This window comes from Nitrosococcus halophilus Nc 4 (genome assembly GCF_000024725.1).
GTDB lineage: Bacteria > Pseudomonadota > Gammaproteobacteria > Nitrosococcales > Nitrosococcaceae > Nitrosococcus > Nitrosococcus halophilus.
In genome coordinates this window covers 2,347,354-2,372,348 of sequence record NC_013960.1, presented here as the reverse complement: position 1 = coordinate 2,372,348, position 24,995 = coordinate 2,347,354, and the positions used below count along the sequence as shown (strand labels likewise).

Annotated in this window: 21 protein-coding genes; 3 read left to right on the top strand and 18 right to left on the bottom strand. The window is 51.6% G+C overall.

Annotated elements, in window-relative coordinates:
* Nucleotides 1-345: 345 nt before the first annotated feature.
* The 10 genes from NHAL_RS11160 to phoB all read right to left on the bottom strand — a co-directional run bounded on the left by NHAL_RS11160 (nucleotide 346) and on the right by phoB (nucleotide 12,707).
* The gene (locus tag NHAL_RS11160; RefSeq protein WP_013033246.1) at nucleotides 346-591 is read right to left on the bottom strand and encodes a DUF1902 domain-containing protein; all 246 of its coding nucleotides are present in this window, start codon (nucleotides 589-591) and stop codon (nucleotides 346-348) included.
* 644 nt (nucleotides 592-1,235) lie between these two features.
* Complete coding sequence (locus NHAL_RS11155; RefSeq protein ID WP_013033245.1) at nucleotides 1,236-2,201, bottom strand: CYTH domain-containing protein; 966 nt, start codon at nucleotides 2,199-2,201, stop codon at nucleotides 1,236-1,238.
* Between the two features lie 2 nt (nucleotides 2,202-2,203).
* A complete protein-coding gene (ppx, locus tag NHAL_RS11150) occupies nucleotides 2,204-3,712 on the bottom strand; it encodes an exopolyphosphatase (RefSeq protein WP_013033244.1) in 1,509 nt (502 codons plus the stop codon).
* 125 nt (nucleotides 3,713-3,837) lie between these two features.
* The gene (phoU, locus tag NHAL_RS11145) at nucleotides 3,838-4,551 is read right to left on the bottom strand and encodes a phosphate signaling complex protein PhoU (RefSeq protein ID WP_013033243.1); all 714 of its coding nucleotides are present in this window, start codon (nucleotides 4,549-4,551) and stop codon (nucleotides 3,838-3,840) included.
* Nucleotides 4,552-4,587: 36 nt separating this feature from the next.
* Entirely contained in the window at nucleotides 4,588-5,439 is an 852-nt protein-coding gene (gene pstB / locus NHAL_RS11140) for a phosphate ABC transporter ATP-binding protein PstB (protein WP_013033242.1), read from the bottom strand.
* A gap of 16 nt (nucleotides 5,440-5,455) precedes the next feature.
* Nucleotides 5,456-7,108: a phosphate ABC transporter permease PstA gene (pstA, locus tag NHAL_RS11135; RefSeq protein WP_013033241.1), complete on the bottom strand. Its 1,653-nt coding sequence runs from the start codon at nucleotides 7,106-7,108 to the stop codon at nucleotides 5,456-5,458.
* A gap of 39 nt (nucleotides 7,109-7,147) precedes the next feature.
* Nucleotides 7,148-9,433: an ABC transporter permease subunit gene (locus tag NHAL_RS11130; RefSeq protein WP_013033240.1), complete on the bottom strand. Its 2,286-nt coding sequence runs from the start codon at nucleotides 9,431-9,433 to the stop codon at nucleotides 7,148-7,150.
* A gap of 105 nt (nucleotides 9,434-9,538) precedes the next feature.
* Nucleotides 9,539-10,519: a PstS family phosphate ABC transporter substrate-binding protein gene (locus tag NHAL_RS11125; RefSeq protein ID WP_013033239.1), complete on the bottom strand. Its 981-nt coding sequence runs from the start codon at nucleotides 10,517-10,519 to the stop codon at nucleotides 9,539-9,541.
* A 171-nt stretch (nucleotides 10,520-10,690) separates the two neighbouring features.
* Nucleotides 10,691-12,001 carry a phosphate regulon sensor histidine kinase PhoR gene (phoR, locus tag NHAL_RS11120; RefSeq protein ID WP_013033238.1) on the bottom strand — a complete coding sequence of 437 codons (1,311 nt, stop codon included), beginning with the start codon at nucleotides 11,999-12,001 and terminating at the stop codon, nucleotides 10,691-10,693.
* Nucleotides 12,002-12,017: 16 nt separating this feature from the next.
* The gene (gene phoB, locus NHAL_RS11115) at nucleotides 12,018-12,707 is read right to left on the bottom strand and encodes a phosphate regulon transcriptional regulator PhoB (protein ID WP_013033237.1); all 690 of its coding nucleotides are present in this window, start codon (nucleotides 12,705-12,707) and stop codon (nucleotides 12,018-12,020) included.
* A 470-nt stretch (nucleotides 12,708-13,177) separates the two neighbouring features.
* Here phoB and NHAL_RS11110 point away from each other — a divergent pair, with 470 nt between their 5' ends.
* Both NHAL_RS11110 and NHAL_RS11105 read left to right on the top strand, forming a co-directional pair.
* Nucleotides 13,178-14,599: an OprO/OprP family phosphate-selective porin gene (locus NHAL_RS11110; protein WP_041355673.1), complete on the top strand. Its 1,422-nt coding sequence runs from the start codon at nucleotides 13,178-13,180 to the stop codon at nucleotides 14,597-14,599.
* 336 nt (nucleotides 14,600-14,935) lie between these two features.
* Nucleotides 14,936-16,324: an OprO/OprP family phosphate-selective porin gene (locus NHAL_RS11105; RefSeq protein WP_013033235.1), complete on the top strand. Its 1,389-nt coding sequence runs from the start codon at nucleotides 14,936-14,938 to the stop codon at nucleotides 16,322-16,324.
* Between the two features lie 312 nt (nucleotides 16,325-16,636).
* On the opposite strand, the gene cysQ is transcribed toward NHAL_RS11105, so the two are convergent.
* Together cysQ and nudE are read right to left on the bottom strand one after the other, a co-directional pair.
* Nucleotides 16,637-17,476 (bottom strand): 3'(2'),5'-bisphosphate nucleotidase CysQ, encoded by an 840-nt coding sequence (gene cysQ / locus NHAL_RS11100; RefSeq protein ID WP_013033233.1) that lies wholly within the window; start codon nucleotides 17,474-17,476, stop codon nucleotides 16,637-16,639.
* A complete protein-coding gene (gene nudE, locus NHAL_RS11095) occupies nucleotides 17,460-18,041 on the bottom strand; it encodes an ADP compounds hydrolase NudE (RefSeq protein WP_013033232.1) in 582 nt (193 codons plus the stop codon). The genes cysQ and nudE overlap by 17 nt, the downstream gene beginning before the upstream one ends.
* A 249-nt stretch (nucleotides 18,042-18,290) precedes the next feature.
* On the opposite strand from nudE, the gene NHAL_RS11090 reads away from it, so the two are divergent.
* A complete protein-coding gene (locus NHAL_RS11090; protein ID WP_013033231.1) occupies nucleotides 18,291-19,001 on the top strand; it encodes an ERCC4 domain-containing protein in 711 nt (236 codons plus the stop codon).
* Between the two features lie 22 nt (nucleotides 19,002-19,023).
* Here the strand turns inward: NHAL_RS11090 and NHAL_RS11085 are convergent, their stop codons facing one another.
* The 6 genes from NHAL_RS11085 to clpA form a co-directional block, all read right to left on the bottom strand.
* On the bottom strand, nucleotides 19,024-19,470 hold the full coding sequence (locus tag NHAL_RS11085; protein WP_013033230.1) for a DUF29 domain-containing protein: 447 nt from the start codon (nucleotides 19,468-19,470) through the stop codon (nucleotides 19,024-19,026).
* Nucleotides 19,471-19,511: 41 nt separating this feature from the next.
* Entirely contained in the window at nucleotides 19,512-20,357 is an 846-nt protein-coding gene (locus NHAL_RS11080; protein WP_013033229.1) for a metal ABC transporter permease, read from the bottom strand.
* Nucleotides 20,358-21,095, bottom strand: a complete 738-nt coding sequence (locus NHAL_RS11075; RefSeq protein WP_013033228.1) for a metal ABC transporter ATP-binding protein — start codon at nucleotides 21,093-21,095, stop codon at nucleotides 20,358-20,360.
* On the bottom strand, nucleotides 21,092-21,982 hold the full coding sequence (locus NHAL_RS11070; protein ID WP_013033227.1) for a metal ABC transporter solute-binding protein, Zn/Mn family: 891 nt from the start codon (nucleotides 21,980-21,982) through the stop codon (nucleotides 21,092-21,094). Before NHAL_RS11070 ends, NHAL_RS11075 begins: the two co-directional genes overlap by 4 nt.
* A 55-nt stretch (nucleotides 21,983-22,037) precedes the next feature.
* Entirely contained in the window at nucleotides 22,038-22,529 is a 492-nt protein-coding gene (locus NHAL_RS11065; protein WP_013033226.1) for a Fur family transcriptional regulator, read from the bottom strand.
* A 127-nt stretch (nucleotides 22,530-22,656) separates the two neighbouring features.
* Nucleotides 22,657-24,918, bottom strand: a complete 2,262-nt coding sequence (gene clpA / locus NHAL_RS11060; protein ID WP_013033225.1) for an ATP-dependent Clp protease ATP-binding subunit ClpA — start codon at nucleotides 24,916-24,918, stop codon at nucleotides 22,657-22,659.
* Between the last annotated feature and the right edge of the window lie 77 nt (nucleotides 24,919-24,995).

Genomic DNA, 24,995 nt, shown 5'->3' with positions numbered 1-24,995 from the left:
ATATGTGGTGGGTTTTGGGGTAGTTCTGCAACATTGCAGGATTACTAAACAGGGAAAGTGGCAACATTACCAGTTTGGGCGCAGAGGAAAATGGTGAGTTAGCAAAGGGGGGCAACCATATCAGGCTACCAGCACCCAAAAGGAACCCGCTTAGAAATGCTTTTCTAAACCAGCTTGTTTTAACACTCCGTTTGCTGTGTGCCTTGATTTAATATTACCGTCAACAACAAAAAACTTATCGGTGATCGGGCTATACCAAAGCTCGTGATCACCCTTACCTTGACGATGGAAACTACATCCCTTTTCTCTTAGTAAGTCTTTTAGACTCTTTAGTAAAACTTCCCATTAACAGGCTAGAGCCAGGTGTAAAAGCTCTTTTCTCTTGCTGGAAACCTCAATTGGGATTTCTCTGCCAATGTGAACCCCATTCAATTCTAACAACTCCGGGAGCATCACTCTTAGCTTTTTCATCAGATCCTCTTGGGTATCCGCCTCGGTAACCAGACCAGGCACATCCTCGCTGGTTGCCACCCAAACACAGGCTTCTTCATCCCAAAATACATCTATATGTAATTCTTTACCAATCAACATGTTAGCCTCCGGGGCTGCAATAGAAGCTTCTTAGTAATACTTAATAAGCTTAATATATAAATATATATATTTGCATCCTACTATAAGCAGAAAGCAATATCGGCACCATAATAGCTAACCCAAACAAAGAAGCGGCAGGAAACCGCAATCTCTTACCATTTTGACACCGTCAAATAAGAATAATTCTCAGTTTATCCCTGCACGCTCGGACAGCGGCTAAAGTTTCAGACTTTCTGACATCCGGTAATCCTCTTCAACAGCGCAGGCGTTCGGACGTGTCCAAACAGGTACGGCTTGAAACCCTCCAATCTAGGGTAATGCTTCTCTCTAACTCTGCAGGCTATTGGGACATGTCCCAATAGCTTTTTGACAGCCAAAAAGGGGCTCTTAACTGTTTGATTAAATCTATGATTTTCCCTGAAAATATCAGTTTTTGCCACGCCCTTGACACGCCTAAATCCTCGTGTTTATCATGGCTTCGTGCTCTTGAGCACCGTCCCGACAGGCTGCGGCGAGACGTTAAATGCGCGCAAGAGCCATATAAGACCACGGTTTTAAAGCCTGGCAATGGCAGAGACGGCGCGAACGAACCTATGAGGTTTTCATCGCTTTTACCTCTTCCATTACTCTTCCCATCAACAAAGTCAGTCCCTTGCTTCTAATTCTGCCAGGTAACGCCCCAAACTTAACAACAACCGGCTATAACGGGGAGCCGCCACTACATGACAAACTTCAGCAAAATCCTTACTTTCTTGTAAACTCCTGACAAGCCAGTCTAGGTCCTCTTGAAGGGAAATCTCCACTCCCTGCCCTGCCGCCATCAACCCCCTGTGCAAATTTTCAGCCGCTGCCTGTAAATGGCTGCACCCCTGAGGATCGCGCCTCTCAAGCAATAACCGTTCACCGTATTGCAGGTCAGCAAGCCAATAATCCAATCCCTGGAAATCAGTGGTTGCATCGGCGGGAGCGGGCCCTGGTGCTGCTAGGAGGGAAAACTGTTGGGTGTAGAGTCGATATCCCCGCTCGGCCTTGCTGGCATGTTCCACGGCAAGGGGAAACGTCTCGGCCAACTGCAAAGCCATCCAATAGAGATCCTTATCCTCTCCCTGTTTAAGCTCCAGCTCCAGTTCGGATAAGGGCTCGGTACGATCATTGGAACGAATATGCCCCTCATCCGCAGCCAACTCAATGGTGCTTCCATCCCTTATCCGTAAAATCCAACTGGTACGCCAAAAATCTGTTTCAAATACCGGGACTAACCGGGCGGCGAGCTCCGCCTCTCCAAGCACCCCCACCTTGGCTTCTGCCGCTAACCGTTCCAGGTTGGGGCTATTATTTTCCACCTCACTTTCCCATTCCTGGCGACGATGGAGTCCAGCTCCCCCAGAACTGGCGCCTTTGACGGTCTGGACCCAGCGATGGTCTATCCGGCGCACCCGCAACCCCACCCCTTGTTTTAGGAGCCCTAAATCAGGGGTATCGAAATAGATGCTTTGCAGGTGCTTGCGTATCGGCCCCTGATGGCCATGCCTCCTCACCAGGGAATGTTCACTCACTTTGGGCAGGTACGCTGGGGCCAACCGCAGCTTGATTTCACTCTCTATAGGCATGACTACTTGGCTTTCAGTCGATAACCCGCTGCCTTCACATAGCTGGCTTCCTGAACCAGATCGGCCTCAGTCAGCGGATGTTGAACCAACCACCCTTCAGGAAATTTAAGCTTTAAAGTGTTCTGATCCACCTTGAATATCAAATGAGGCAACGCAGTGGAGGAACGATTACGATTAAGCAACACCGCCAACCGCAACAATAGGCAAAGACGCAGCGTAGGCTGGCGAAGATCTTCGGGAAGCCGCTTTAATTTGGCGGCTGGCAACTTGCGGCGATGCCCCCGCACCAGAAACGCCAAGACCTGTTGCTCCTGTTGGGAAAAACCAGGCAAGTCACTATAGGCCAAGAGATAGGCACCATGCTTATGGTATTGGCCATGGGAAAGGGCCAGCCCCACCTCATGGAGTATCGCCGCCCACTGCAAAGACAAAAAATGCTCTTCTTCTTCAAGCTCCCAGGTGGAAGCCACCCCTTCCAACAACGCCAGGGCAGTCTCTTTAACCCGAGAGGCATGGGACTGATCCACATGATAGCGCTGGGCTAAATCAGCAACAGTGCGGCTACGCACATCCTCATGGCGAATCCGGCCAATGAGATCATACAGCAACCCCTCCCGCAGGGCGCCATCCGATACTGTCATGCGATCAATACCCAGACTCTCAAAAATGCCTTTAAGTATCGCCACGCCACCGGGAAATACGGGTCCTCGCTCCGGGCTTAGCCCCTCCAGCTTTAGCTGTTTAACATGACCCGTCTCCGCCATAAGATGGGCAAGGGCCTTTAGGGAGGCCGCCGTAATCGTTCCACTGCCGCACCACCCTTGGGCCGCCACAACTCGGGCTACGGCCCGGATAGTTCCCGAGGCCCCTATGGCTTCCTCCCACCCTAAATGGCGAAATTGCTGCTCAATGTCTTGCAACATCGTCCGGGCCCCAATCTCAGCTTGTTGCATGGAAGCTTCATTTAAGATTCCCTTGGGGAAAAAACGGCGGCTATAATAGACGCAACCCATTTCAATGCTTTCCCGATAACGCCCCTCCTCAGCACCCTCACCGATAATGAATTCCGTGCTTCCTCCGCCAATATCCACCACCAACCGCCGGGCGTCATCAAAATCCAAGGCGTGGGAAACCCCTAAATAAATCAACCGAGCCTCCTCATCCCCCGCGATAATTTCAATGGGATGGCCCAAGGCGGTACTGGCGCGCTTCAAAAATTCATCGGCATTCCGCGCCTGCCGTAGGGTATTCGTGCCCACGGCCCGAATTGCCCAAGGAGGGAGGTTCCGTAAACGTTGCCCAAAGCGAGCTAAACAACTCAGAGCCCGCTCCTGGGCCGCCTCGCTCAAATGTTTGTCATTATCTAAGCCGGAGGCCAGTTGAACCATCTCCCGCAAGCGGTCTAGTACCTGTAGCTGACCTTCTCTCACTACGCGGGCAATGATCATATGAAAGCTATTGGACCCCAGGTCTATGGCGGCCAGGGTATCGGGATGCCGCTGGCTTAACACAAGTCACACTCCATATTTAGCCCCACCTTACCCCAGGAAAAAAAACGACATTATGGGGCAAGTCTAATCCTTTTGTCTTTCTAGTCCTGAAAGTACGTCTCTAGGCGGCTGGGAGGAGAGGAAATTTATTCCTCGTGGACAATTTGCTCCATACTTTCCAAACTGGTATGGCGTACATCCTTGCCCTTGACCAAATAAATGACATATTCGCAAATATTGCAGGCATGATCGCCAATCCGCTCTAGAGCCCGGGCCACCCAGATAAGTTCCACTGCCCAGGAAATATTGCGGGGATCTTCCATCATGTAGGTAATCAACTGGCGCAGGATACTCTCGTAGCGGGCGTCTACCTGGGTATCTTGCGCCGCCACGCTGAGGGCGGCCTCCGGATCCATACGGGCAAAAGTATCTAAAGAATCCCGCAACATCCCCAGGGCATGATTAGAGAGGGATCTTATCAAACCAAAAGTATTCGCCGGTCTTTCCCGCTCCGATAAACGAATCGTAGTCCGGCCTATGCGCTCGGCCCCATCTCCGATCCGTTCCAAATCAGCAACGGTTTTAATTACCGCCATCACCAACCGCAAATCACCGGCAGTGGGTTGGCGACGGGCTAAAATCTGGGTGCACTCCTCGTCAATGGACACATCCATGGCATTGACCCGGTAGTCCTTACTAATCACTTCTTCGGCCTTTTCCACATCTCCATTCACCAAAGCATCCACGGCTTCGGCGATCTGCCGCTCGACGAGTCCGCCCATAGCCAGGACCCGGTTCCTGATATCTTCAAGCTCCTTATCGTACTGCCGGTAGGTATGGGGCGTAGTGCTATGGGGCATCATTCACTCCTCGTGCCTTAAGAGCGCCGACAATCATTAACCGTAGCGCCCGGTAATATAATCTTCGGTCTGCTTCTTTTTGGGATTAGTAAATAAGGTACTGGTATCGCCAAATTCAATCAATTCCCCCAAATACATAAAAGCCGTATAGTCAGAAACCCGTGCGGCTTGCTGCATATTATGGGTAACGATCACAATGGTATACTCATTCTTCAGTTCATAGATCAATTCTTCGATTTTGAGGGTAGAGATGGGGTCCAGGGCGGAAGCGGGCTCATCCAAAAGCAATACTTCCGGCTCAATGGCGACGGCTCTGGCAATCACCAGCCGTTGCTGTTGCCCCCCGGAGAGGCCCACCGCATTGTCATCTAGACGGTCTTTGACCTCATCCCACAGGGCGGCCCTTTTGAGGGATTTTTCCACCACTTTATCTAAGGTGCGGCGGTTTTTAATCCCCTGCAAGCGCAGCCCATAGGCGACATTCTCATAAATAGATTTGGGGAAGGGATTGGGTTTTTGGAACACCATGCCAACACGGCGCCGCAGATCGGCCACATTGACAATTTTGTCGTAAATATTTTGTTCATGGAGGAATACTCCCCCTTCGATGCGGACCCCATCAATCAGATCGTTCATACGGTTAAAACAGCGCAGCAGAGTAGACTTGCCGCACCCGCTGGGGCCAATAAAAGCGGTCACTCGCCGCTTCGGAATCACGAGATTGATGTGTTTAAGGGCCTGCGTACTTTGATCGTAGTAGAGATTGAATTCTTTGACCTGCAGACAGGGCGTTTCATCCTCTAGTCTAAGCTTTTCAACGCCGCGCTCGATTAACGAGATATCAACCCCATGGGCCTGCGGCGCTTTATCATTAGTCTGCCGGTTCATGATATTAACCTTTTCTTTAACTCTCTGCTGCACGGTATTTTTCTCGAAGTCGGTTGCGAATCATAATGGCGGTGAGATTGAGGCCCACGATAATCAAGACTAACAGCAAGGCCGTGGCATAAACCAGGGGGCGAGCAGCTTCCACATTAGGGCTTTGGAAACCCACATCATAGATATGGAAACCCAAGTGCATAAACTTGCGGTCCAAATGCAAGAATGGAAAATTCCCATCCAAAGGCAAAGAAGGGGCCAATTTCACTACCCCCACCATCATCAGTGGCGCGACTTCGCCGGCAGCCCGCGCCACGGCCAAAATAAGCCCGGTCATCATGGCGGGAGCGGCCATGGGCAACACGGTGCGCCATAAAGTTTCAGCCCGAGTGGCCCCCAATGCCAGACTCCCCTCCCGAATGGAACGGGGAATACGGGATAACCCCTCTTCTGTCGCCACAATAACCACAGGCACTGTGAGGATAGCCAAAGTCAAAGAGGCCCAGAGTAACCCTGGAGTGCCGAAAGTCGGTGCCGGCAATGCTTCTGGAAAGAACCAGCGATCCACGTTCCCTCCCAGAAAATAAACAAAGAATCCCAGGCCAAATACCCCATAGACGATTGAAGGCACCCCTGCCAAATTATTGACTGCAATCCGAATAATGCGTATTAGCGGCCCTTGTTTAGCATACTCCCGTAAATAGACCGCTGCCACCACCCCAAAGGGAGTGACGATGACGGACATAATGAGGACCATCATCACCGTCCCAAAGATGGCAGGAAAGATCCCCCCCTCCGTATTGGCCTCACGGGGATCCTCGGTTACAAACTCACTGAGCTTTGCTAAATAAAAACGACTCTTGTCTCCTATCCCCATGCCGTTAGGACGATAGGCCCGCACCACTTTTGCCAAGGGAATTTCCACTACCCGGCCATCGGCAATCTCCGCTGTCAGGCTATCTCGCCTAATTTGCTGATACAGTTCATTGAGCTTTTTTTGAACAGTGGCGTAGGCTTTTCGGAGTTCTGCCTCCTCGGCCTCCACCTCTGCATAGGACTGGGGATCAGTTACCCCCTCAAGTTCCAACCCCCGACGGCGTAAACGCAATTGCTCCAACTGATAATTGATGGCACCAATGTCATGCTTTTCAATATCCTCAATTTCAACATGAAGCTCATTGGCCCTAGCCAGGCGTTGTTGCAAGACTTCCCAAACATTTTCACCTTCGGCGACCACCCTATCCTGCTCCTTGACGGACTGAAGATAGCCATAAAAATGGCCCCATTCCCGCCGCTCAACCGCCATCAAATCCTTGGGATAGCGCTCATTGTTGACCAATGGCTGCACAATCCATAGAAAATCAAAACCGAAAAAATCCCGATTGCCGATTTTGAGCAGGTTCCGAGTCACAATAGGGGGAGCCTCGGGCAGCGTATAACCCCTATCCAGCAAGCGCTGGCGGGCAACCTGCTCTTGGTTGACCACTTCCCCTATCAAACGTACGACTTCCCCGTCCCGCTGAGTGTACTCAATCTCCGCAATCTGCGCTGGCCAAAAATGCCCCAATCCCTTGACCGCGATAAGAACCAGTAAACCCGCCACCATGACCACACTGGCACTCACTGCTCCCGCACTCAACCACACCCACGGCGTACCCGATTTAAACCACTCTTTCATTCGTTTTAAGCTCTTTGCTTGCCAATTCTTTTCTAACCACTACAAACTACTGTACTTTTTCCGTAACCGCTGGCGCACGATCTCGGCCAGGGTATTAAAAACAAAAGTCGCCATAAATAAAACCAGTGCAGCCAGAAATAAGATACGGTAGTGAGTGCTGTTGACTTCAGACTCCGGCATCTCCACGGCGATATTTGCAGAAAGGGCCCGGAAGCCTTGGAAAAGATTAAAATCCATAATGGGCGTATTACCCGTCGCCATCAATACGATCATAGTCTCGCCAACTGCTCGGCCAAGACCAATCATCACGGCAGAAAAAATACCGGGGCTGGCGGTCAAAAGCACCACCCGCACCAAGGTTTGCCAGGGCGTGGCGCCTAAAGCCAGGGATCCAAAAGTAAGATGCTTGGGGACACTGAAAATGGCATCTTCAGAGATTGAAAAAATCGTCGGGATCACGGCAAACCCCATAGCGAACCCTACCACGAGGGAATTGCGCTGATCATAGGTAATCCCTAAGTGAGTGGTGATCCACTGAGACATGTCGCCGCCGAACAATGCCATTTCCAACGGCTGACTCAACACCATGGCAAGGGCCCCCATGCCCACCACGACGGGGATAAGCAGTGCCGCTTCCCAACCTTCCGGAACCCAATGGCGCACCCGGCTAGGCAGTCGGTGCCATAAATAAGCAGCGATAAAGATACCCACAGGCAATAACAACAAGAGGGCGAAGATCCCGGGGAGATGGCTTTCAACCAGGGGGGCCAACCAGAGACCGGCCAAAAAACCGAGAATGACCGTAGGCAGTGCTTCCATGATCTCAATGGTGGGCTTCACCAACCCTCGCATTTTAGGGCTCATGAAGTAGGCCGTATAAATCGCCCCCATGATGGCCAGCGGAATGGCAAATAACATGGCATAGAAAGCCGCCTTGAAGGTACCAAAAGTCAGGGGAGTCAAACTAAACTTTGGCTCAAAATCATTACTCGCCGATGAGGATTGCCAAATAAATTCAGGCTCTTGCCGACTTTCATACCAGACTTTTCCCCACAGGGCTTGCCAGGAGACCTCCGGGTGCTCATTATCTATCTTCAAGAAATGCACATTGCCCTGGGAATCGCTGGCCAGCATCGCGCTCGCCCTAGGCGAGATCCCCACCGTCGCTAAAGGAGCCTCGCTGAGGCGGGTGACCCGCAATGTCTGGTGTGCCGTGGTGTGGTAAATGCCAACGTGGCCTGAAGTATCCGCCGCTAAAAAGCCTTTACGGGCATGCTCGGAGGCAATGGCCGTAATCGGCGCCTGCTGAGAATCGAAAGTCCGAATTTGCTCCAAGGTATAGTTATTATTTTCATCCCGCACCGGAAACCATTGGGCGATCCGGCCGGAAGAATCTCCTACCAAGAGGGAAATGCCGCCGGTGAGAAAGGACAAGGCAGTGATTTCAACCTCCTCTGGAACCGCCTTCACCCGCTGCACCAAGCGTGGCGCCTCCTTATCCCTCACCTGATAGTAGCTGATATAACCCTCCGAATCAGCCAAATACAATTCCTCTTGCTGCCCATCGAGAACCAGATGAGTCACTTTAAGGGGAGACAGATCCAGCGATGCGGTCACCCGCTCAATGGTCACTTCATCATCAAGAAAGGACTGCTGCAGAACAAAGTTCACCAATACTAGACGCTCATCCCCGGTGACGGCAGCCACAGTGGTCTGGTCCTCATCGGATTGGGCGCTAATGAGGCGTAGGGGTTGCCCCTGGGGATCCACCGCCAACAGCCCTTTATCAAGAGGGTACTCTACCCGAGGGGTAATGGTGCGAACATCGTCGGGATAAGAAATGTCATAGGCATGGCGCAACAGCAGGGCGCGGCCATCAGAAAGACCATAGATGGCTGCTTGACGGGAAGGATCGCCGGCCCCGAAGCTAGTCACGGTGACTCCCTCGGGCAACGGCAGGGGGGATTCCAAAATCACCTTGCCATTATTGGTAGAGAAGAAAATCCCGCGCCCCTGGTCAGTCAAGCGGAAGCCCACGTTATTATATTCATTCAAGGCCAGATGAAGGGTGGTTTCAGTACCCCCTCCCGGGGCTGAATACTGAGCCCCTGGCTCCACATGGGCCGGGCGAAACAGGGGGATAACCACATACAAGAGGTAAAAGAAAATCAGAACAATGGCAATAATAACGCCGATACCACCGGCAGCAATGTAATATCGAGCGAGATGGTCCTTGATTTCACGCCAGCGGCGACGGCGTATGGCCACCGGTGAATTCGGAGGGGGAACGACCTGTTCTTCAATTTCTGGGACTCTGGCAACCATTTCAGTCTATGAAAAAAACAACAAAAATGCGAAAGAAAAAACGCCTCGCTGGGCGAGGCGCTTCCCGTACATAGGGGTGCTTCGGGCACGGCTAATGGGCTTCCCTTACATTCCCCCAATTTTGGCAAGATCTTTAGCGGCCACCCGGGCGGGCAACGGAATATAACCATCTTTAATCACCACGCCTTGGCCCGTCTTAGAAAGCACCATTTTAATAAATTCCCGCTCTAAAGGCGGCAAGGGTTTGTTGGGATGCTTATTAACATAGACGTAAAGAAAGCGCGCCAGAGGATATTGCCCCTTCACGGCATTCTCCGAGGTCGCCTCCACATAAGGGGCATCCTTCTTGGTCGCTAGGGGAACCGCGCGCACCCCGGAAGTCCGGTAACCAATGCCAGAGTAACCGATACCATTAATCGATTTAGTCACTCCCTGAACCACCGAGGCAGAACCCGGTTGCTCATTGACTGTATTTTTGAAATCGCCCTTACAAAGGGCCGCTTTTTTAAAGTAACCATAAGTCCCGGAAACGGAGTTACGGCCAAAGAGCTGGAGACTGCGGTGGGTCCATTCGCCCCCTAGCCCCAGATCGCCCCACGTCGTAATATCTTTAGGATAGCCACATTTGCGAGTAGCAGAAAAAACCGCATCCACTTGCGGGATGGTGATTCCCTCAATGGGGTTGTCCTTGTTGACATAAACCGCCAGCGCATCGATAGCCACTCGAACGGGGGTCGGCTTATAGCCATATTTCTTTTCAAAGGCTTCCACCTCCTTGTCTTTCATTTTCCGGCTCATAGGACCGAGATTAGCGGTGCTCTCGGTCAGTGCGGGTGGCGCCGTTGAGGAACCTGCGGCCTGGATTTGAATATTCACGTTAGGATAGAGTTTTTTAAATTCTTCAGCCCAAAGGGTCATGAGGTTAGCCAAAGTATCAGAGCCAACGCTGGATAGATTGCCCGCGACACCACTGGCCTTGCTGTATTCCTTAAGATCAGGATCCACCTGCTCTGCCGCCACGCTATGGCTAGAAAACAGCGCGACCGAGGCAAACCCTAGAGCCGCAATGATGTATCTAATCTGCATGTACTCAATTCTCCTCAGCGTAGGACGCCTTTATTATTACGATTATTCTATTCATGGGATATGCTTTATTTTATGCAGGGATAAAAACCATCTCACAAATAAATGGTGCACCAAGCTCGTTACCAGTATACGACGATAATATGACATTTATATGACCCGAAAGACCAACTACTAGCCTGCCTCGGATAAATGTATTCTGGGCCGGTGACTTCGCTCAGCAGGAAAAAGGCAGCGAAATACGCTTCCCTTACCCAACTCGCTCTCAACCTCTAACCGGGCCTCATGGTGATTCAGGACATGCTTGACAATGGCCAACCCCAAACCGGTACCGCCCTTCTCCCGTGAGCGCCCTTTATCAACCCGATAGAAACGTTCTGTCAAGCGGGGAAGATGCTCGGCGGCGATTCCCTCGCCGGTGTCCCTTACCTCCAGGCAAGGCTGATCCGCCTGTTTAAACCAGTGAAGGGTAATACTTCCCTGGGCCGGAGTATAGCGAATGGCATTGACGACCAGGTTGGAAAAAGCGCTATGCAATTCCCGCTCATCTCCCCGTAGCCACAAGCTGGTCTCCGCTTTTAGTCGAATCTGATGCTGGCGATCGCCACTCAGCATCCGGGCCTCCCGACAGATTCCTTCCAACATCTCCGGAACCGCAACCGGAACCTCAGCCGGCTTTTTATTCCGGTTTTCCAGTCGGGACAACATCAAGAGATCTTCAATAAGGTGTTGCATGCGCGCAACCTGATCCTGCATGGTTTTAAAGGAACGGACCCAAACTTCGGGGTTGCCATTGCCCCCTCCTTCTAGCACCTCCAGATAACCCCGGAGAACAGTTAAAGGGGTCCGCAACTCATGGGAGACATTGGCCACAAAGTCACGCCGCATTCGCTCTAGCCGATGGAGTCGAGTAATATCCCGCACTACCAACAGACGCTGCCCTTGACCGTAGGGAACCATGCGGATATTGAGATGCAACTCGGGGTTAATAGGCGAAGGCAACTCAACGGTGCTGGCCACGTTGCGGCCAAGCGCCATCAACTCAACAAAATCCGGATGGCGAATCAGATTGGTGATGCGTTGGCCCACATCCCAGGGGGATTTCAGCCCCAAAAGCCGTCGGCTAACCTCGTTAGCCCATTCAATCTCATCGTCTTGGTTAAGGACGATGGTGGCATCGGGGAGCGCGGCCGTCGCCTTCTGAAAGCGCTTGAGATGGTGGGAAAGCTTGCTCTTGCGAGAACGGTGGCGCTGGCGCATAAAATCAATTTCACGGACAATTCCCTCCATTATCCCGACCTCACGGGGAGGCGCTCTCTTCTTTGGTTTTTGCAACCATCGATAAAGACGATAGAGTTGGCGCTGTTGCCATAGGGCATAGCCAAAGGCAAAGAGAAAGAGCCAAAAAAAGACTCGCCCCAAAAGGAGCCCTAAGCACAAGGCCAGTAACAGCCCCCACCCTAAACGCCAAAGATCTGCACGCATGGGTTAGGAGCCTCCTTTAGGAATGAGTAGAAAAGCGGTACCCTACCCCCCGTACGGTTTGGATGAGCCTGTCGTGGCCACTCGGCTCCAAGGACTTGCGTAACCGGCGGATATGCACATCCACCGTACGTTCCTCCACGTAAACATTGTCCCCCCATACATGGTCGATTAATTGGCCTCGGCTATAAACTCTTTCGGGATGAGTAATAAAGAAGTGTAACAGACGAAACTCGGTGGGTCCCATTTCCAAGGGGAGCCCCCCAATGCTTAGCCGATGACTGCTCGGATCAAGCTTTAGCCCATCAACCTCAACCACCTCCCGGCTAAGCAGCGGCGCGCTCCGCCGGAGCACCGCTTTGACCCGGGCTATCAGTTCCGTTGGCGAGAAGGGCTTGGTAATATAATCATCGGCTCCCACATTGAGTCCTCGAACCTTATCCTCCTCATCATCGCGAGCGGTCAGCATGATCAAGGGAAGACTGCGGGTATTGGGTTCTCGTTTAAGACGGCGGGCTAAATCCACTCCACTAATCCCCGGTAACATCCAATCTAGTAAGATGAGATCCGGGTGGGACTCATTGAGCCGTTGCCACGCCTGTTCGGCATCAGCCGCCGCCTGATAATTATAGCCTTCCTGGGTAAGGACGAATCCCAGCATTTCGCGAATTGCAGTTTCGTCATCAACGACCAATATTGTTGCAGGCACTTTTAGTCTCGTTTCTTAACACCGTTCAAAAAAATCCTAACTATCATTTCTTTAATATAAAATTATGACACTTAAATTATGACAACTTTATGACAACCTCAACAGTAAGCTATCTAAATCGTTTCGAGCCCATCAGCATTTTGTACCCCTGATCACACTTACTTTTGCCGCTATCTTCCGGGTCATAGATACGATAGTCAGCTCACAGTGCTCCGCAGAGCTCATCAACATGCGGTTGATCTAACCGACCAGTGGCTATTGGCAATAATTTAGACGTACCACTGCCTCTTTCATGTTATTGATATTAAAAACAATCTAACGAGCCTTAAAGTCGCTTTTGCCCAAATCCCATTAAGTTTATCTTCAGATTAACACCATAAACTCCCGTCATGGTCTCCCCTTTTAATTAAAGGATATTGGTGAGCCCTATAGACGATAGTTCAAGCTATTTCTTACGGGAGAATAGAATTTTGAAACTTCAAACCAAACATCTCCTTATTCATGGCGTTATTCTGGGTTGCATAAGCTTATTATACCCCCCTGCCTATGCCGGCACTGAGGCAATGTTGAAACTGCTTAAGGTATTGCGGGACCGGGGCACCCTCAGTCAAGATGAATTTGAAATGCTCCGCGATGCCGCTAAGGCTGATGAAGAGAGGGAAATCTCCGAACGAAGACAACCCAATGATGATAAAACGGAAATTTCTGGGCGAGAAAAATTCAAGGAAGAAGTGGCAGTAACTCGTCAGGATTCCATTAAAATTAAAACCGATTACAAAGGGTTAACGGTGGAGTCCGCCGACGGTGACTTTAAGTTCAACGTGGGGGGGCGAATTCAAATCGATGCCAATTTTGCTGACGAAGATCAAACCCGCTTAGGAAGCGGCGCGGAAATCCGCCGTGCACGTCTTAAGGTTGAAGGCACCATGTGGAAAATCTGGGGCTACAAGTTCCAGATGGATTTTGGGGAAGAAGAAACTGAAATAAAGGATGCCTATATTAAGTTTAAGGGACTAAAACCGGTCACCTTTACTCTGGGCCAGCAAAAACTGCCCTTTACCCTGCAGTCATGGACCAGCAACAATTGGCAGGTCTTCCAAGAGCGGGCTCTCCTTAATAGTTTTATCGAAGATGATGCGATCGGCCGCCGCCGCCTAGGACTTAAGATAAGCACTCATGGAAATAACTGGACAGCCCTTGCTGGTTTGTTTGGTGAAGGAGCCGATCATGGGGGCCAATTTAACGAAAGCTGGGCACCCATGGGGCGGGTCACCTTCGCTCCTATCGCCAAGGCTACTCGGGTGCTGCATTTAGGGGCTGGGGCCTATTACCGCCATTATGAGCACGATCCTGAGTTGGTTTTCTCAGCCCATCCCGAAGCCCACATAGTACCGAATCTCGTGAGTACCGGCGTGATTTCAGAGACCGAAGACGCCTTATTGCTGGGGGGTGAGCTTTCAACCGTTTGGGGTCCATTCCATGCCCAGGGTGAATATCTCCATGTCAAAGTGGGCCGTAAAAATAGCCTGCCTGAACCTAATTTTAACGGCTGGTATGTCCAGACTGGGTATTTTCTCACCGGGGAGTCCCGCAATTACGAACCTGCAAAAGGCCGTTATGGCCGGATTATCCCTCAAAGGATCGTGAGCCAAGGCGGTTGGGGGGCCTGGGAACTCGCTTTCCGCTATAGCACCATCGATCTGGAAGATAACGGCATTTTAGGCGGAGTAGAGAGTAATTTCACGGCGGGTCTCAACTGGTATGCGACCCCTAGTGTCATGTTCCGCGCCAATTATATCCATGCAGAGACCAACCCTAGCAGCATCGCTGCCGGAGTTGGCATTGCCGAAGATATCAATATCTATACCGTACGAGGCCAAATCGTTTTCTGATATCAATTTTATGTAATTTTGCATTGTATGGACTCAGTGTAAACAAATACTTACAGCTTTTATACATTGCATCCTTTTGCTAAATTGGTATGAACAACCCGCTCTCTTCTAAAAATTATCTCCTTTCCAAGGATTCCCTTCTGCCTTCCTTTCATCCTAGTGTAAATAGCTAACTATTTGATCAAGTTAAAACCCTCTCTCATTGTAATTGTTTTGTAACTTTACTTTCACATCTTCGTCATACCCCCCCGTTAGAGTCTTCTCCCTTTCTAAGGAGATGCGGTTCTTGTTGTAAAGAATAACTCAAGCAACTTGACATACGGGGAGCACAAAAAATTGAAATACGTAATCAAAAACCTGCTTATTCATTGTGCTGTTGTAGGTTGCACTGGCTTACTAGCCAACCCCGTCTACGGAGGCACTGAGGCCCTGCTGGACCTGCTTAAGGTTCTCCGGGACCGGGGCACCATCAGTCAGGACGAATTCGAAATATTACGGAATGCCGCTATGGCTGATGAAGAAAAAGCCGTTGCCAAGCAAAAACAGCTCAAGAAAGAAGTCGCCGAAGCCAATCAGGATTCAGTCAAAGTGAAAACGGACTACAAAGGACTGACGGTGGAGTCCGCTGATGGCGACTTTAAGTTCAATGTGGGGGGGCGTATCCAGGCCGATGCGAATTTCTTTGATGAAGATGAAAGCGACCTGGGAAGCGGCGCAGAAATTCGCCGTATCCGCCTCAAGGCCCAAGGCACCATGTGGAGGGTTTGGGACTACAAACTCCAAGTCGATTTTGCCGAAGGCGAGACTGAAATTAATGATGCTTATATCAAATTCAACGGGCTAAAACCCGTCAGCCTCACTTTGGGCCACCAGAAAGTCCCCATTAGCCTACAATCCATGACCAGTTCTAACTGGCAAGTCTTCCAGGAGCGAGCACTGATTGACGGCTTTCTCGACAATGAAGACATTGGTCGCCGCCGCCTAGGCCTTAATGTGGGTACCCATGGCAATAACTGGACGGTCAATGGCGGATTTTTTGGTGAAGGCACCGATGACGCGGGTAAATCCGATGAAAACTGGGGAGTAGCCGGCCGGGTGACCTTCGCCCCTATCGCCGAAGCCACTCGGGTGGTGCATGTAGGAGGGGCTGCCTACTACCGTAACTTCGAACACGACCCTGAGCTTGCTTTCTCAAACCGTCCCGAAGCCCATATTGCGGGGACTAGACTGGTGAATACCGGTGTCATTTCTGAGGCCGATGAGCTCCTATTGCTGGGGGGAGAACTTTCTACCGTTTGGGGTCCCTTCCATGCCCAGGGAGAATATCTTCGGGCCGAAGTCGGTCGGGAAAATGGACTGCCTGAACCTGACTTTGACGGCTGGTATCTCCAGGCGGGGTATTTTCTCACCGGCGAATCCCGCAATTACGAAGTGAATAAAGGCCGCTATAACCGGGTTATCCCCAAAGGCATTGTAGGGCAAGGGGGCTGGGGTGCTTGGGAAATTGCTTTCCGCTATAGCACCATCGATCTGGAAGATAACGGCTTTTTGGGGGGAGAGGAAGATAACTTTACCGTAGGCCTCAACTGGTGGGCCACCCCCAGCCTCTTATTCCGCGCCAACTACGTCCGTGCTGAGCCGGATCCCAACAGCGAAGCAACCGGACTAGGAGGCATAGATGAAGGCGTCAATATCTATACTTTACGAGCCCAACTCGTCTTCTAATCCTATTTTGCAGTTCACTGACGCACTCAGCTTTAAAAAAATCGCCTCCTTCGGCCCCATCTCCCTTTTTGATGGGGCTTTCTTTTTTACTATTACTCCGGATAATTGATGAGATCACCACAAAGGCACGAAGGACACAAAGAAACCAAAAACTTAAAATGGTTTGTTTCATTAGAAGCGAGCACCTCCCTCAGTTTCTCCCAACTGACTGAGATTCCTTCACCTTCGTGTCCTTTGTGTCTTGGTGGTAAAAAATCAGGCTAATACTCTCGCACCCTCCTCCTTTCCTAAGAAAAAGGAGGGAAAAGCACGTTAATTTCCGGAATTGGAATCCGATTTTACTGACTCAGGAATAAACTGTTCCCAGTGGCCCGCAGGATCGGCAATCACTAAAAAATAGGGATTGAGCAACGATTCCTTGGCATTATATCGAAGCGGCGCTCTACTAAAGTCAACGAGCATCCCCCCCGCTTCTTCTACCACGCACTGGGCCGCCGCCGTATCCCATTCCGAGGTTAATCCAAAGCGGGGATAAACATCGGCCTTCCCTTCCGCGACCAAGCAAATCTTCAACGAACTCCCCATGGAGACCAACTCATAATCCCCCACCTTATCTAGAAAAGCTTTAAGGTGTTCACCGGCATGGGAGCGGCTACCCACTACCCGAGCGGTGCCTCCCCTCCAAGGACGCACTTTGAGTGGGGTCGAAGCCCTATCCGTTTCCTTCTGGTAAGCCCCCTGACCCCTGGAAGCGTAATACAACACTTTCATTACGGGCACATAAACTACCCCCAAAACCGGTTGGTGATCCTCAATGAGGGCGATATTGACCGTAAACTCCCCATTACGCTTGACGAACTCCCGGGTTCCATCCAAGGGATCGACCAACCAGTAACGTTGCCAGGTATGACGTTCCGCAAAGGATATTTCCTTGGACTCTTCCGACAGCACTGGTATTCCGGGGGTTAAGGTTGCCAATCCCTGCAGGATGGTCTTATGGGAAGCGAGATCCGCTTCAGTCAGGGGCGAACAATCTTCCTTATGCTCTACCACAAATGCCGTATTATAGACAGCCAGGATCTGCTCTCCTGCTTCCACGGCAATCTCCATCACTGGCGCTAGCAATGCTCCTGGATCACTTCCTCGTGGCATTGATGTTTTCCTCTTGGGTTAGTTTTTCTTTCACCATAAACAAGGCTGCAATACTGCGGGCCTCGGTACAGTCTTCCCGGGCAAGCAGCGCGGATAATTCCGTCAAGCGCCACGGCACGACCTCGATCTCCTCGGGCTCATCCCCCAGGCGGCGCTCTTCATAGAGGTCCTCAGCCACTATCACATGGGTGGTGTGCCCCATATAGCCTGGCGCCACAGTCAAAGAAGTGAGATAAGTAAGGCGACCGGCGCCATAACCCACCTCTTCCATCATCTCCCGATTAGCTGCTGCGAGCAGCTCTTCTCCCGCTTCGACCCGCCCCTTGGGCAGGGCTAATTCATATCGATCAGTGCCCACTGCGTATTCTCGGATAAGCAGCACCGTATTCCGGTCAAGCAGGGGCACCACTAAAACCGCACCATGCTTCCCCGTTTTGAGACGTTCATAACGGGTTTCAACGCCATTGGAAAAATACAAATCGACGCTCTCCACCCGAAATAATCGCGTCTTGGCGATTGTCTCGGTGGCTACAATTTGCGGCTTATGACGTTCTTTATCAACCACGAAGCTAAATAATGAGACAGTTTTTTAAAAAAATACCACAACCCAAGGTTACATTAAGTATCTCGGCAAAATTTTGAGAAAAATGCGGTCGGTTTCGTGCTGTTCAACCCCGCCTCCGAGCCCACAAGTACAAGTAGCGTGCGCTGTGCGCACGAAGAGGCTGGAGTACTGAGTCACTTCTCCGGCACTTTAGCTTATTTAAAAGCACCGATAAATATTAGATGAGCCCCCCCTCAGGAGGATGAAGTTATTACAATATCAATCCAGACATTTCCAGAAACCAATCCCCCCCTTTCCATCATCATAGATGATCGAGAAGCCAATTACGGGCCGGCGACCGCCCTAACAGCAATGGAGGGGGTGTCCATCCAATTCCAGCGCCTCCCACTGGGAGATTATCTGATTGATAATCGTTTACTGGCGGAGCGTAAGACCTTGACCGATCTCATCGCCTCCATTCAGGATGGCCGTCTATTTCGCCAAGGGTGCCGGCTTGCGGCATCTCAATATCGAACCGTTATCCTTCTGGAAGGAACCACAGCCAATTTAGCTGGCAACAAGATGAGCCGGGAGGCCATTCAAGGCGCGATCATCACTTTGACTTTGATTTTAGGCATTCCCCTGCTTCGCTCCCGCCACGCTGAAGAGAGCGCCAAGTTACTGATTTACGCCGCCCAGCAAATGCGCCGCATCGCCACGGGAGCGCTGCCGCGGAAGGGGCGCCGTCCCAAAGGGAAACGACGCACCCAGCTTACCCTGTTACAGGGACTCCCTGGGATAGGTCCGGAACGGGCCCGGCAGTTACTCGCTCACTTTGGCAGCGTAGAAGCCGTCCTCAATGCCCATCTTGAAGAGCTGATGACCGTACCCGGGATTGGCAAAGAAGTAGCCCGTGGCATCCGCTGGGCCGTCAATGAGAGAGAAACCGAGTATTCCGTTCTCGATGATCCCGTGCTTTAAATATACTTGCTCAAGGCTTATTTCAAGCTTCAGGCCAAAAATTATCATCCATAGCCTGTTTAAAAGTCCAGGGACACTCAGCGGGAAAAGTGGTCTCAGGCAGGTTAGTTTCGATAACGGCCCAGTCTACGCCTTTAGGATAAGATTCCAGAAAACGTGCTTGCAGGTTGGCTTGAAGTCCCGGGTTTTTTCTCAAAAGATCCCGGACCTCCCGCCGTGCGTTCCTGATAGTCGCACGCCAACTGTTTTCAGACTGTTGTCTTTGGCGAGGTTGATACTGCCATTTGAGTAAATGGGCCAGCAACCGTATCAACTGGCTTTCCAACGCCCTAGCCTCACTTCGACCCATGTCCTCCAGCTCCTCGGCTATCGCATCCCAGTCTATCCCTGCGAAACGCCGTGTTCGAATAGCTCGGGCGGTCTCCAGCGCCCAACTATAAAAATCCTGGTCGTGCCGTGGCGTCGTCATCGGGGTATTTCCCGTTTTAAGCATTTAAATACAACTTTCTCTCACCGGGTTTGAATTTGGCGCCGCACCCGCCAACGCTGCCGCAATCCCGTACCTAGGGTAGAAAGGAGATAAGCAGCGCCTGTCACCAGTACAATGGTAGACCCTGCCGGTAAATCCGGCTCATAAGACATCACTAAACCGGTGCTGGTAAATGCGCTCCCTAGGATAGCGGCTAACAGCATCATACCCGCCAGGGATCCCATGTATTGGCCCGCAATGGCTGCCGGCAACACCAACAAGGCAATCACCAAAACCAAACCAACCACTTGAATTAAAAGGACTACGGTAAGCGCCACCATACAGAGCAACAACAAATAGAAAAACGTTACCGGGACTCCCCTAAGGCGAGCAAACTCTTCATCAAAACTAAGGGCCAGGAATTGCTTATAAAACAATATCACAGTGAGGACAATGACCCCATCCACAGCCCCCATCAGATACAGTTTTTCCCGGGATACCATGAGGATATTGCCAAATAAGTAGCTCATGAGATCCACATTGTAACCCGGGGTCTGGGAAATAAAGATCATGCCCACCGCCATCCCCATGGACCAAAGCGCGCTAATTAAGGTATCCTCCCGCTCCCGCCACCGCAGGCTCACCCAACCAATAAGCAAGGCCGCTAGCAAAGCAGCGACCAAAGCCCCGGCAAAAGGGTTTTTATCCAAATAATAGGCGATCCCCATACCCCCCAGTACCGTATGGGCAATGCCTCCCGCCAGAAAACCAATCCGCTTGACCACCACAAAACTGCCGACGATACCACAGCCTAGGCTGGCCAAAATTCCGGCGACCAAGGCATTCTGCAGAAAGACCGCGTGGGTTAATGTTTCCCAGAATTCCATTTAATGCGAGTGGGTATGGTCAATCATACGCACGCTGGCGCCATAGAGTTGCTCAATGACTTCCCCACTAACAGCCGCCGTCTCATGGCATATTAAAGTCTGGTTAAGACAAGCAACCCGATTGACATAATGGGAAATAAAGCCTATATCATGGGAAACCACGATAATCGTCATTTGCTTATTCAATTGCTTAAGCAAGTGAAAAAAATTCTCTTCTAAACGCAAATCCACGTGGGCGGTAGGCTCGTCCAGAATCAAAATTTCGGGTTCCACAGCTAAAGCCCGCGCAATCAACACCCGTTGACGTTGCCCTCCCGAGAGGGCGGCTAGGGGGCGAGTACTGAGTTCTAGAATTTCCACTTGCTCCATGGCGCGCCGGGCTAGGATTCGATCCTCTCGAGTGTAGCTGCCAATCACTCGGGTTTTACCTAAACGTCCTTGGAGGACAGCAGCCTCTACTGAGATGGGAAAATCTTCCGCAAAAGCCGTATGCTGGGGCACATAACCAATCCCCGCCCGCCCTCGCTCTGGCGGTAAACCGAGCACGGAGACTTGACCGGATAAGGGCTTCAACAGCCCTAACATAATCTTCAGCAAGGTGCTCTTCCCTCCCCCATTGGGGCCCACCAGGCCTAGAAACTCTCCGCGGAACACCTCGAGGTTAATATGCTCCAGCACCATAGGGCCAATGTAGGAAAAGCAAACCTCTTTAATGGAGATAACCAACTCCTGCTTCACCGTAGCACCCTCGCCAACACGGTGGCCACATAACGCAGGTTGTTAACATAGTCTTCCGCAAGGGGATCAAGGGTGATGATTTCGGCGCCAATGGCGCGAGCCACCACCTCCGCACTCGCCCGACTAGACTGCTTCTGCACAAAAATGGCCCGGACCCCTTCCCTGCGTCCCCATTCAATCAGCGCAGCAAGGGATTTGGCGCCAGGTTCCTTGCCTGCTTGCTCAATGGCAATCTCTTCCAGTCCATAAGCATGGGCAAAGTAACGCCAAGCGGGATGAAAGACCATAAAACGGTGGTGAGTGACTTCGGCCAAGGTTTGGCGGATAAATCGGTCGAGTTGCTCCAGCTCTTGGACAAATGCCTGGTAATTTGCCTCGAATTGGTGGCTATAGGCCGGATCTACTGCGGCTAGGGCATTCCGAATATGGACGGCCATCTTCTTCACCAGAACTGGACTGGTCCAAAGGTGGGGATCTGTCGCCCCGTGCCCCTCATCTTCTCCACCAGTCCCATGAGCCTCCCCTGTAGACAGGAGAGAGATACCCTCTCGGCAATCCACCACTTCCATATTTGGGTTAGCGGCAATAATCCGCTTCAACCAGATATTCTCAAAGGGGACACCGATACGAAAATAAAGATTGGCCTGAGATAGCTTTACCATTTGCCGGGGGGTGGGCTCGTAGGTTTCCGGGCTCTGGCCCGGTCCCACCATTACCAATACCTGCACTCGGTTACCGCCAATCCGCTCGACAAAATATTTCTGGGGCAAGATGCTGACGAATACGGAAAGGGGATCTGCGGCATGAGCATAGCTGCTCCACCACCCCATCATCATGGCCAAAAGACTGGCAAGATAAGCGGGAACACCCCGGCGACCGAATTTCATCACCCTAGCCCGGATAATTCATGAGATCACCACAAAGGCACGAAGAACACAACAGCTAAATACCGTTGCATTGAGGACACAACCCTCTAATTTCTACGGTCTGGCGATCCACCCGAAAGCCTAAATTTCTCGCTTCTCTGCTTAGAATCCCGGTAATCTCAGGAGCATCCAATTCGGCGACCGTACCGCACTGTCGGCATAATAAAAATTGTCCGATATGGGGGCGATCGGGATCGCCGCAACCGACATAGGCATTGAGGGTTTCTAAGCGATGGATCAGGCCCGCCTGAAGCAGAAAATCCAGGGCTCGATAAACGGTGGGAGGGGCAGCCCCTCGATGCTCTTGGCGCAACTGCTCGAGAATATCGTAGGCTTTCACCGGCGCATGGCGTTCCCACACTAACTCTAAAACCCGGCGCCGCAGCTTGGTCAGTCGTAGGCCCCGGTTAGCGCAGTTTTTTTCCGCCACTGCCAAAGCATCGCGGATACAGCGCCAGTGATTGTGGCTGGCCCCCCTGAAGGGGAGAAGAATATTGGTATGGGACACTAAAAAAAACCCCGACTGGACCTAGCAATTGTAACTTTATAACATAATTTTTGAAGCTAGGGAAAACAGCCGGAAAAAGAACAAGCGTCCATGCGCCGGAGACACCCAACGCCGCACGGGCAGTAGCTCAATCGCGGCTACTTTGACAAGTCAGTTGAAGTTCGCCTTCGGCCATATCGACCACCACGTGCCCCCCGTTGGCCAGCTTGCCAAATAGCAGCTCATCCGCCAAAGGCCTTTTAATCTTCTCCTGTATGAGGCGAGCCATGGGTCGCGCACCCATTTTTTCATCATAGCCATGCTCAGCCAACCAAGCCCGAGCCATCTCGCTCACCTCTAGAGTTACATTTTTATCCTGCAGGAGGAGCTCCAACTCCAGCACAAACTTGTCGACGACTCGACCAATGGAAGGTCCATCCAGGGCGCTGAATTGGATAACCGCATCCAGTCGGTTGCGAAACTCGGGACTAAATGTCCGCCGAATGACTTCCATGGCATCAGTAGAATGGTCTTGTGGGGTAAAACCTATAGAGGTTCGACTGATCTCTTGGGCCCCCGCATTGGAGGTCATGACCAGGATAACATTGCGAAAATCCGCCTTGCGCCCGTTATTATCCGTCAGCGTACCATGGTCCATCACTTGCAAGAGCAAATTGAACACATCAGGGTGAGCCTTTTCAATCTCGTCCAGTAACAAAACCGCATGGGGAGTTTTGCAGACAGCTTCGGTAAGCAAGCCGCCTTGATCGTAACCCACATAGCCCGGCGGAGCCCCAATTAGGCGAGAGACCGTGTGGCGCTCCATGTACTCGGACATATCAAAACGGATGAGTTCAATACCCAGGACATACGCCAATTGACGAGTCACTTCCGTCTTGCCGACACCGGTAGGACCCGCGAAAAGGAACGAGCCCACCGGCCGGCCGGTATCCCCTAAGCCGGAACGAGACATTTTGATGGCCGAACTCAGCACCTCAATGGCTTCATCCTGCCCAAAAATCACCTGCTTAAGATTGGCTTCCAACTTAGCCAGGCTTTCCTTATCGGAAGTCGAGACGTGCTTAGGTGGAATACGGGCCATCTTAGCGACCACCGTTTGCACATCCTGTACCCCAATGACCTTTTTGCGCCTGGAGGGCGCTAACAGCTGTTGGCTGGCGCCACATTCATCAAGCACATCAATGGCCTTATCCGGGAGATGGCGATCGTTAATATAACGGGCTGAAAGCTCAGCCGCCGTCCGGAGCGCGGCCTGGGAGAATCGAACCTTATGATGCTCTTCCAAGCGGGATTTCAACCCCCGCAAGATCTGCACTGTTTCCTCTACCGAGGGCTCAGGGATATCGATTTTCTGAAATCGGCGCGCCAAGGCCCGATCCTTCTCAAAAATACCCCGGTATTCCTGATAGGTGGTGGAACCAATACACTTAAGCTCACCGGAGGCCAGCACGGGCTTGATGAGATTGGAAGCATCCATCACTCCACCAGAAGCCGAACCCGCGCCAATCACCGTATGGATCTCGTCGATAAAAAGGATAGCGCCTTTTTCCTTTTTAAGCTGGGCCAAGATGCCCTTTAAACGCTTTTCAAAGTCGCCCCGGTACTTGGTGCCGGCCAGCAAGGCGCCCATATCCAAGCTGTAAATGGTGCAATCTTGCAACACATCGGGGATATCCCCTTCAACAATTTTCCGCGCCAGCCCTTCGGCCAAGGCAGTTTTACCTACCCCCGCCTCGCCGACAAACAAGGGGTTGTTCTTACGCCGCCGGCACAAAATCTGAATCGTTCTCTCCAATTCAATACGGCGACCAATCAGGGGGTCGATTCTTCCCTGTGCCGCCAACCGGTTAAGATTGGTGGCATAGGTTTCCAGGGGGCTCTGCCCAGGGGTTTCAACACCGGTGGCCTCCGCTTCTTCCGAGGCCCCAGCCGATTCTCCGCTACTGCCCTGGGGATCAACCTTGCTAATCCCATGGGAGATGTAATTGACCACATCCAGGCGAGTCACATGCTGGCGTTTCAGGAAGTAGACCGCTTGAGACTGCTGCTCGCCATAAATCGCAACCAGAACATTAGCGCCGGTGACCTCTTTCTGCCCCGAGGACTGAACCTGAAGCACCGCCCGCTGCAATACCCGCTGAAATCCGAGGGTCGGCTGGGTATCTCGACCATCTTTGGTCGACAATAACGGCGTAGTTTCATTGAGAAAAACAGTTATTTCTTCCTTCAATTGCTCCAGATTCGCGCCACAGGCACGTAACACAGTCGCCGCTGCCGGGTTGTCCAGCATGGCAAGTAAGAGGTGCTCCACGGTGAGAAACTCATGCATTTTCTCCCGCGCATCTTTAAAGGCCTGGTTTAGGCTTGTTTCCAGGTCCCTGCTCAACATGGCCAATCACCTCACTTCAGGCGGGGCTATACCAACAGACAAAAAACTCATCAAAAACCTTAAATCTTCCTTAGGAC

What these genes read in the sequence shown, in the direction of transcription:
- NHAL_RS11160 (WP_013033246.1), bottom strand. Translation starts at nt 591, where the DNA reads ATGTTGATTGGTAAAGAATTACATATAGATGTATTTTGGGATGAAGAA.
- NHAL_RS11155 (WP_013033245.1), bottom strand. Translation starts at nt 2,201, where the DNA reads ATGCCTATAGAGAGTGAAATCAAGCTGCGGTTGGCCCCAGCGTACCTG.
- phoU (WP_013033243.1), bottom strand. Translation starts at nt 4,551, where the DNA reads ATGCCCCATAGCACTACGCCCCATACCTACCGGCAGTACGATAAGGAG.
- pstB (WP_013033242.1), bottom strand. Translation starts at nt 5,439, where the DNA reads ATGAACCGGCAGACTAATGATAAAGCGCCGCAGGCCCATGGGGTTGAT.
- pstA (WP_013033241.1), bottom strand. Translation starts at nt 7,108, where the DNA reads ATGAAAGAGTGGTTTAAATCGGGTACGCCGTGGGTGTGGTTGAGTGCG.
- NHAL_RS11130 (WP_013033240.1), bottom strand. Translation starts at nt 9,433, where the DNA reads ATGGTTGCCAGAGTCCCAGAAATTGAAGAACAGGTCGTTCCCCCTCCG.
- NHAL_RS11125 (WP_013033239.1), bottom strand. Translation starts at nt 10,519, where the DNA reads ATGCAGATTAGATACATCATTGCGGCTCTAGGGTTTGCCTCGGTCGCG.
- phoR (WP_013033238.1), bottom strand. Translation starts at nt 12,001, where the DNA reads ATGCGTGCAGATCTTTGGCGTTTAGGGTGGGGGCTGTTACTGGCCTTG.
- cysQ (WP_013033233.1), bottom strand. Translation starts at nt 17,476, where the DNA reads ATGCCACGAGGAAGTGATCCAGGAGCATTGCTAGCGCCAGTGATGGAG.
- NHAL_RS11085 (WP_013033230.1), bottom strand. Translation starts at nt 19,470, where the DNA reads ATGACGACGCCACGGCACGACCAGGATTTTTATAGTTGGGCGCTGGAG.
- NHAL_RS11080 (WP_013033229.1), bottom strand. Translation starts at nt 20,357, where the DNA reads ATGGAATTCTGGGAAACATTAACCCACGCGGTCTTTCTGCAGAATGCC.
- NHAL_RS11070 (WP_013033227.1), bottom strand. Translation starts at nt 21,982, where the DNA reads ATGAAATTCGGTCGCCGGGGTGTTCCCGCTTATCTTGCCAGTCTTTTG.
- clpA (WP_013033225.1), bottom strand. Translation starts at nt 24,918, where the DNA reads ATGTTGAGCAGGGACCTGGAAACAAGCCTAAACCAGGCCTTTAAAGAT.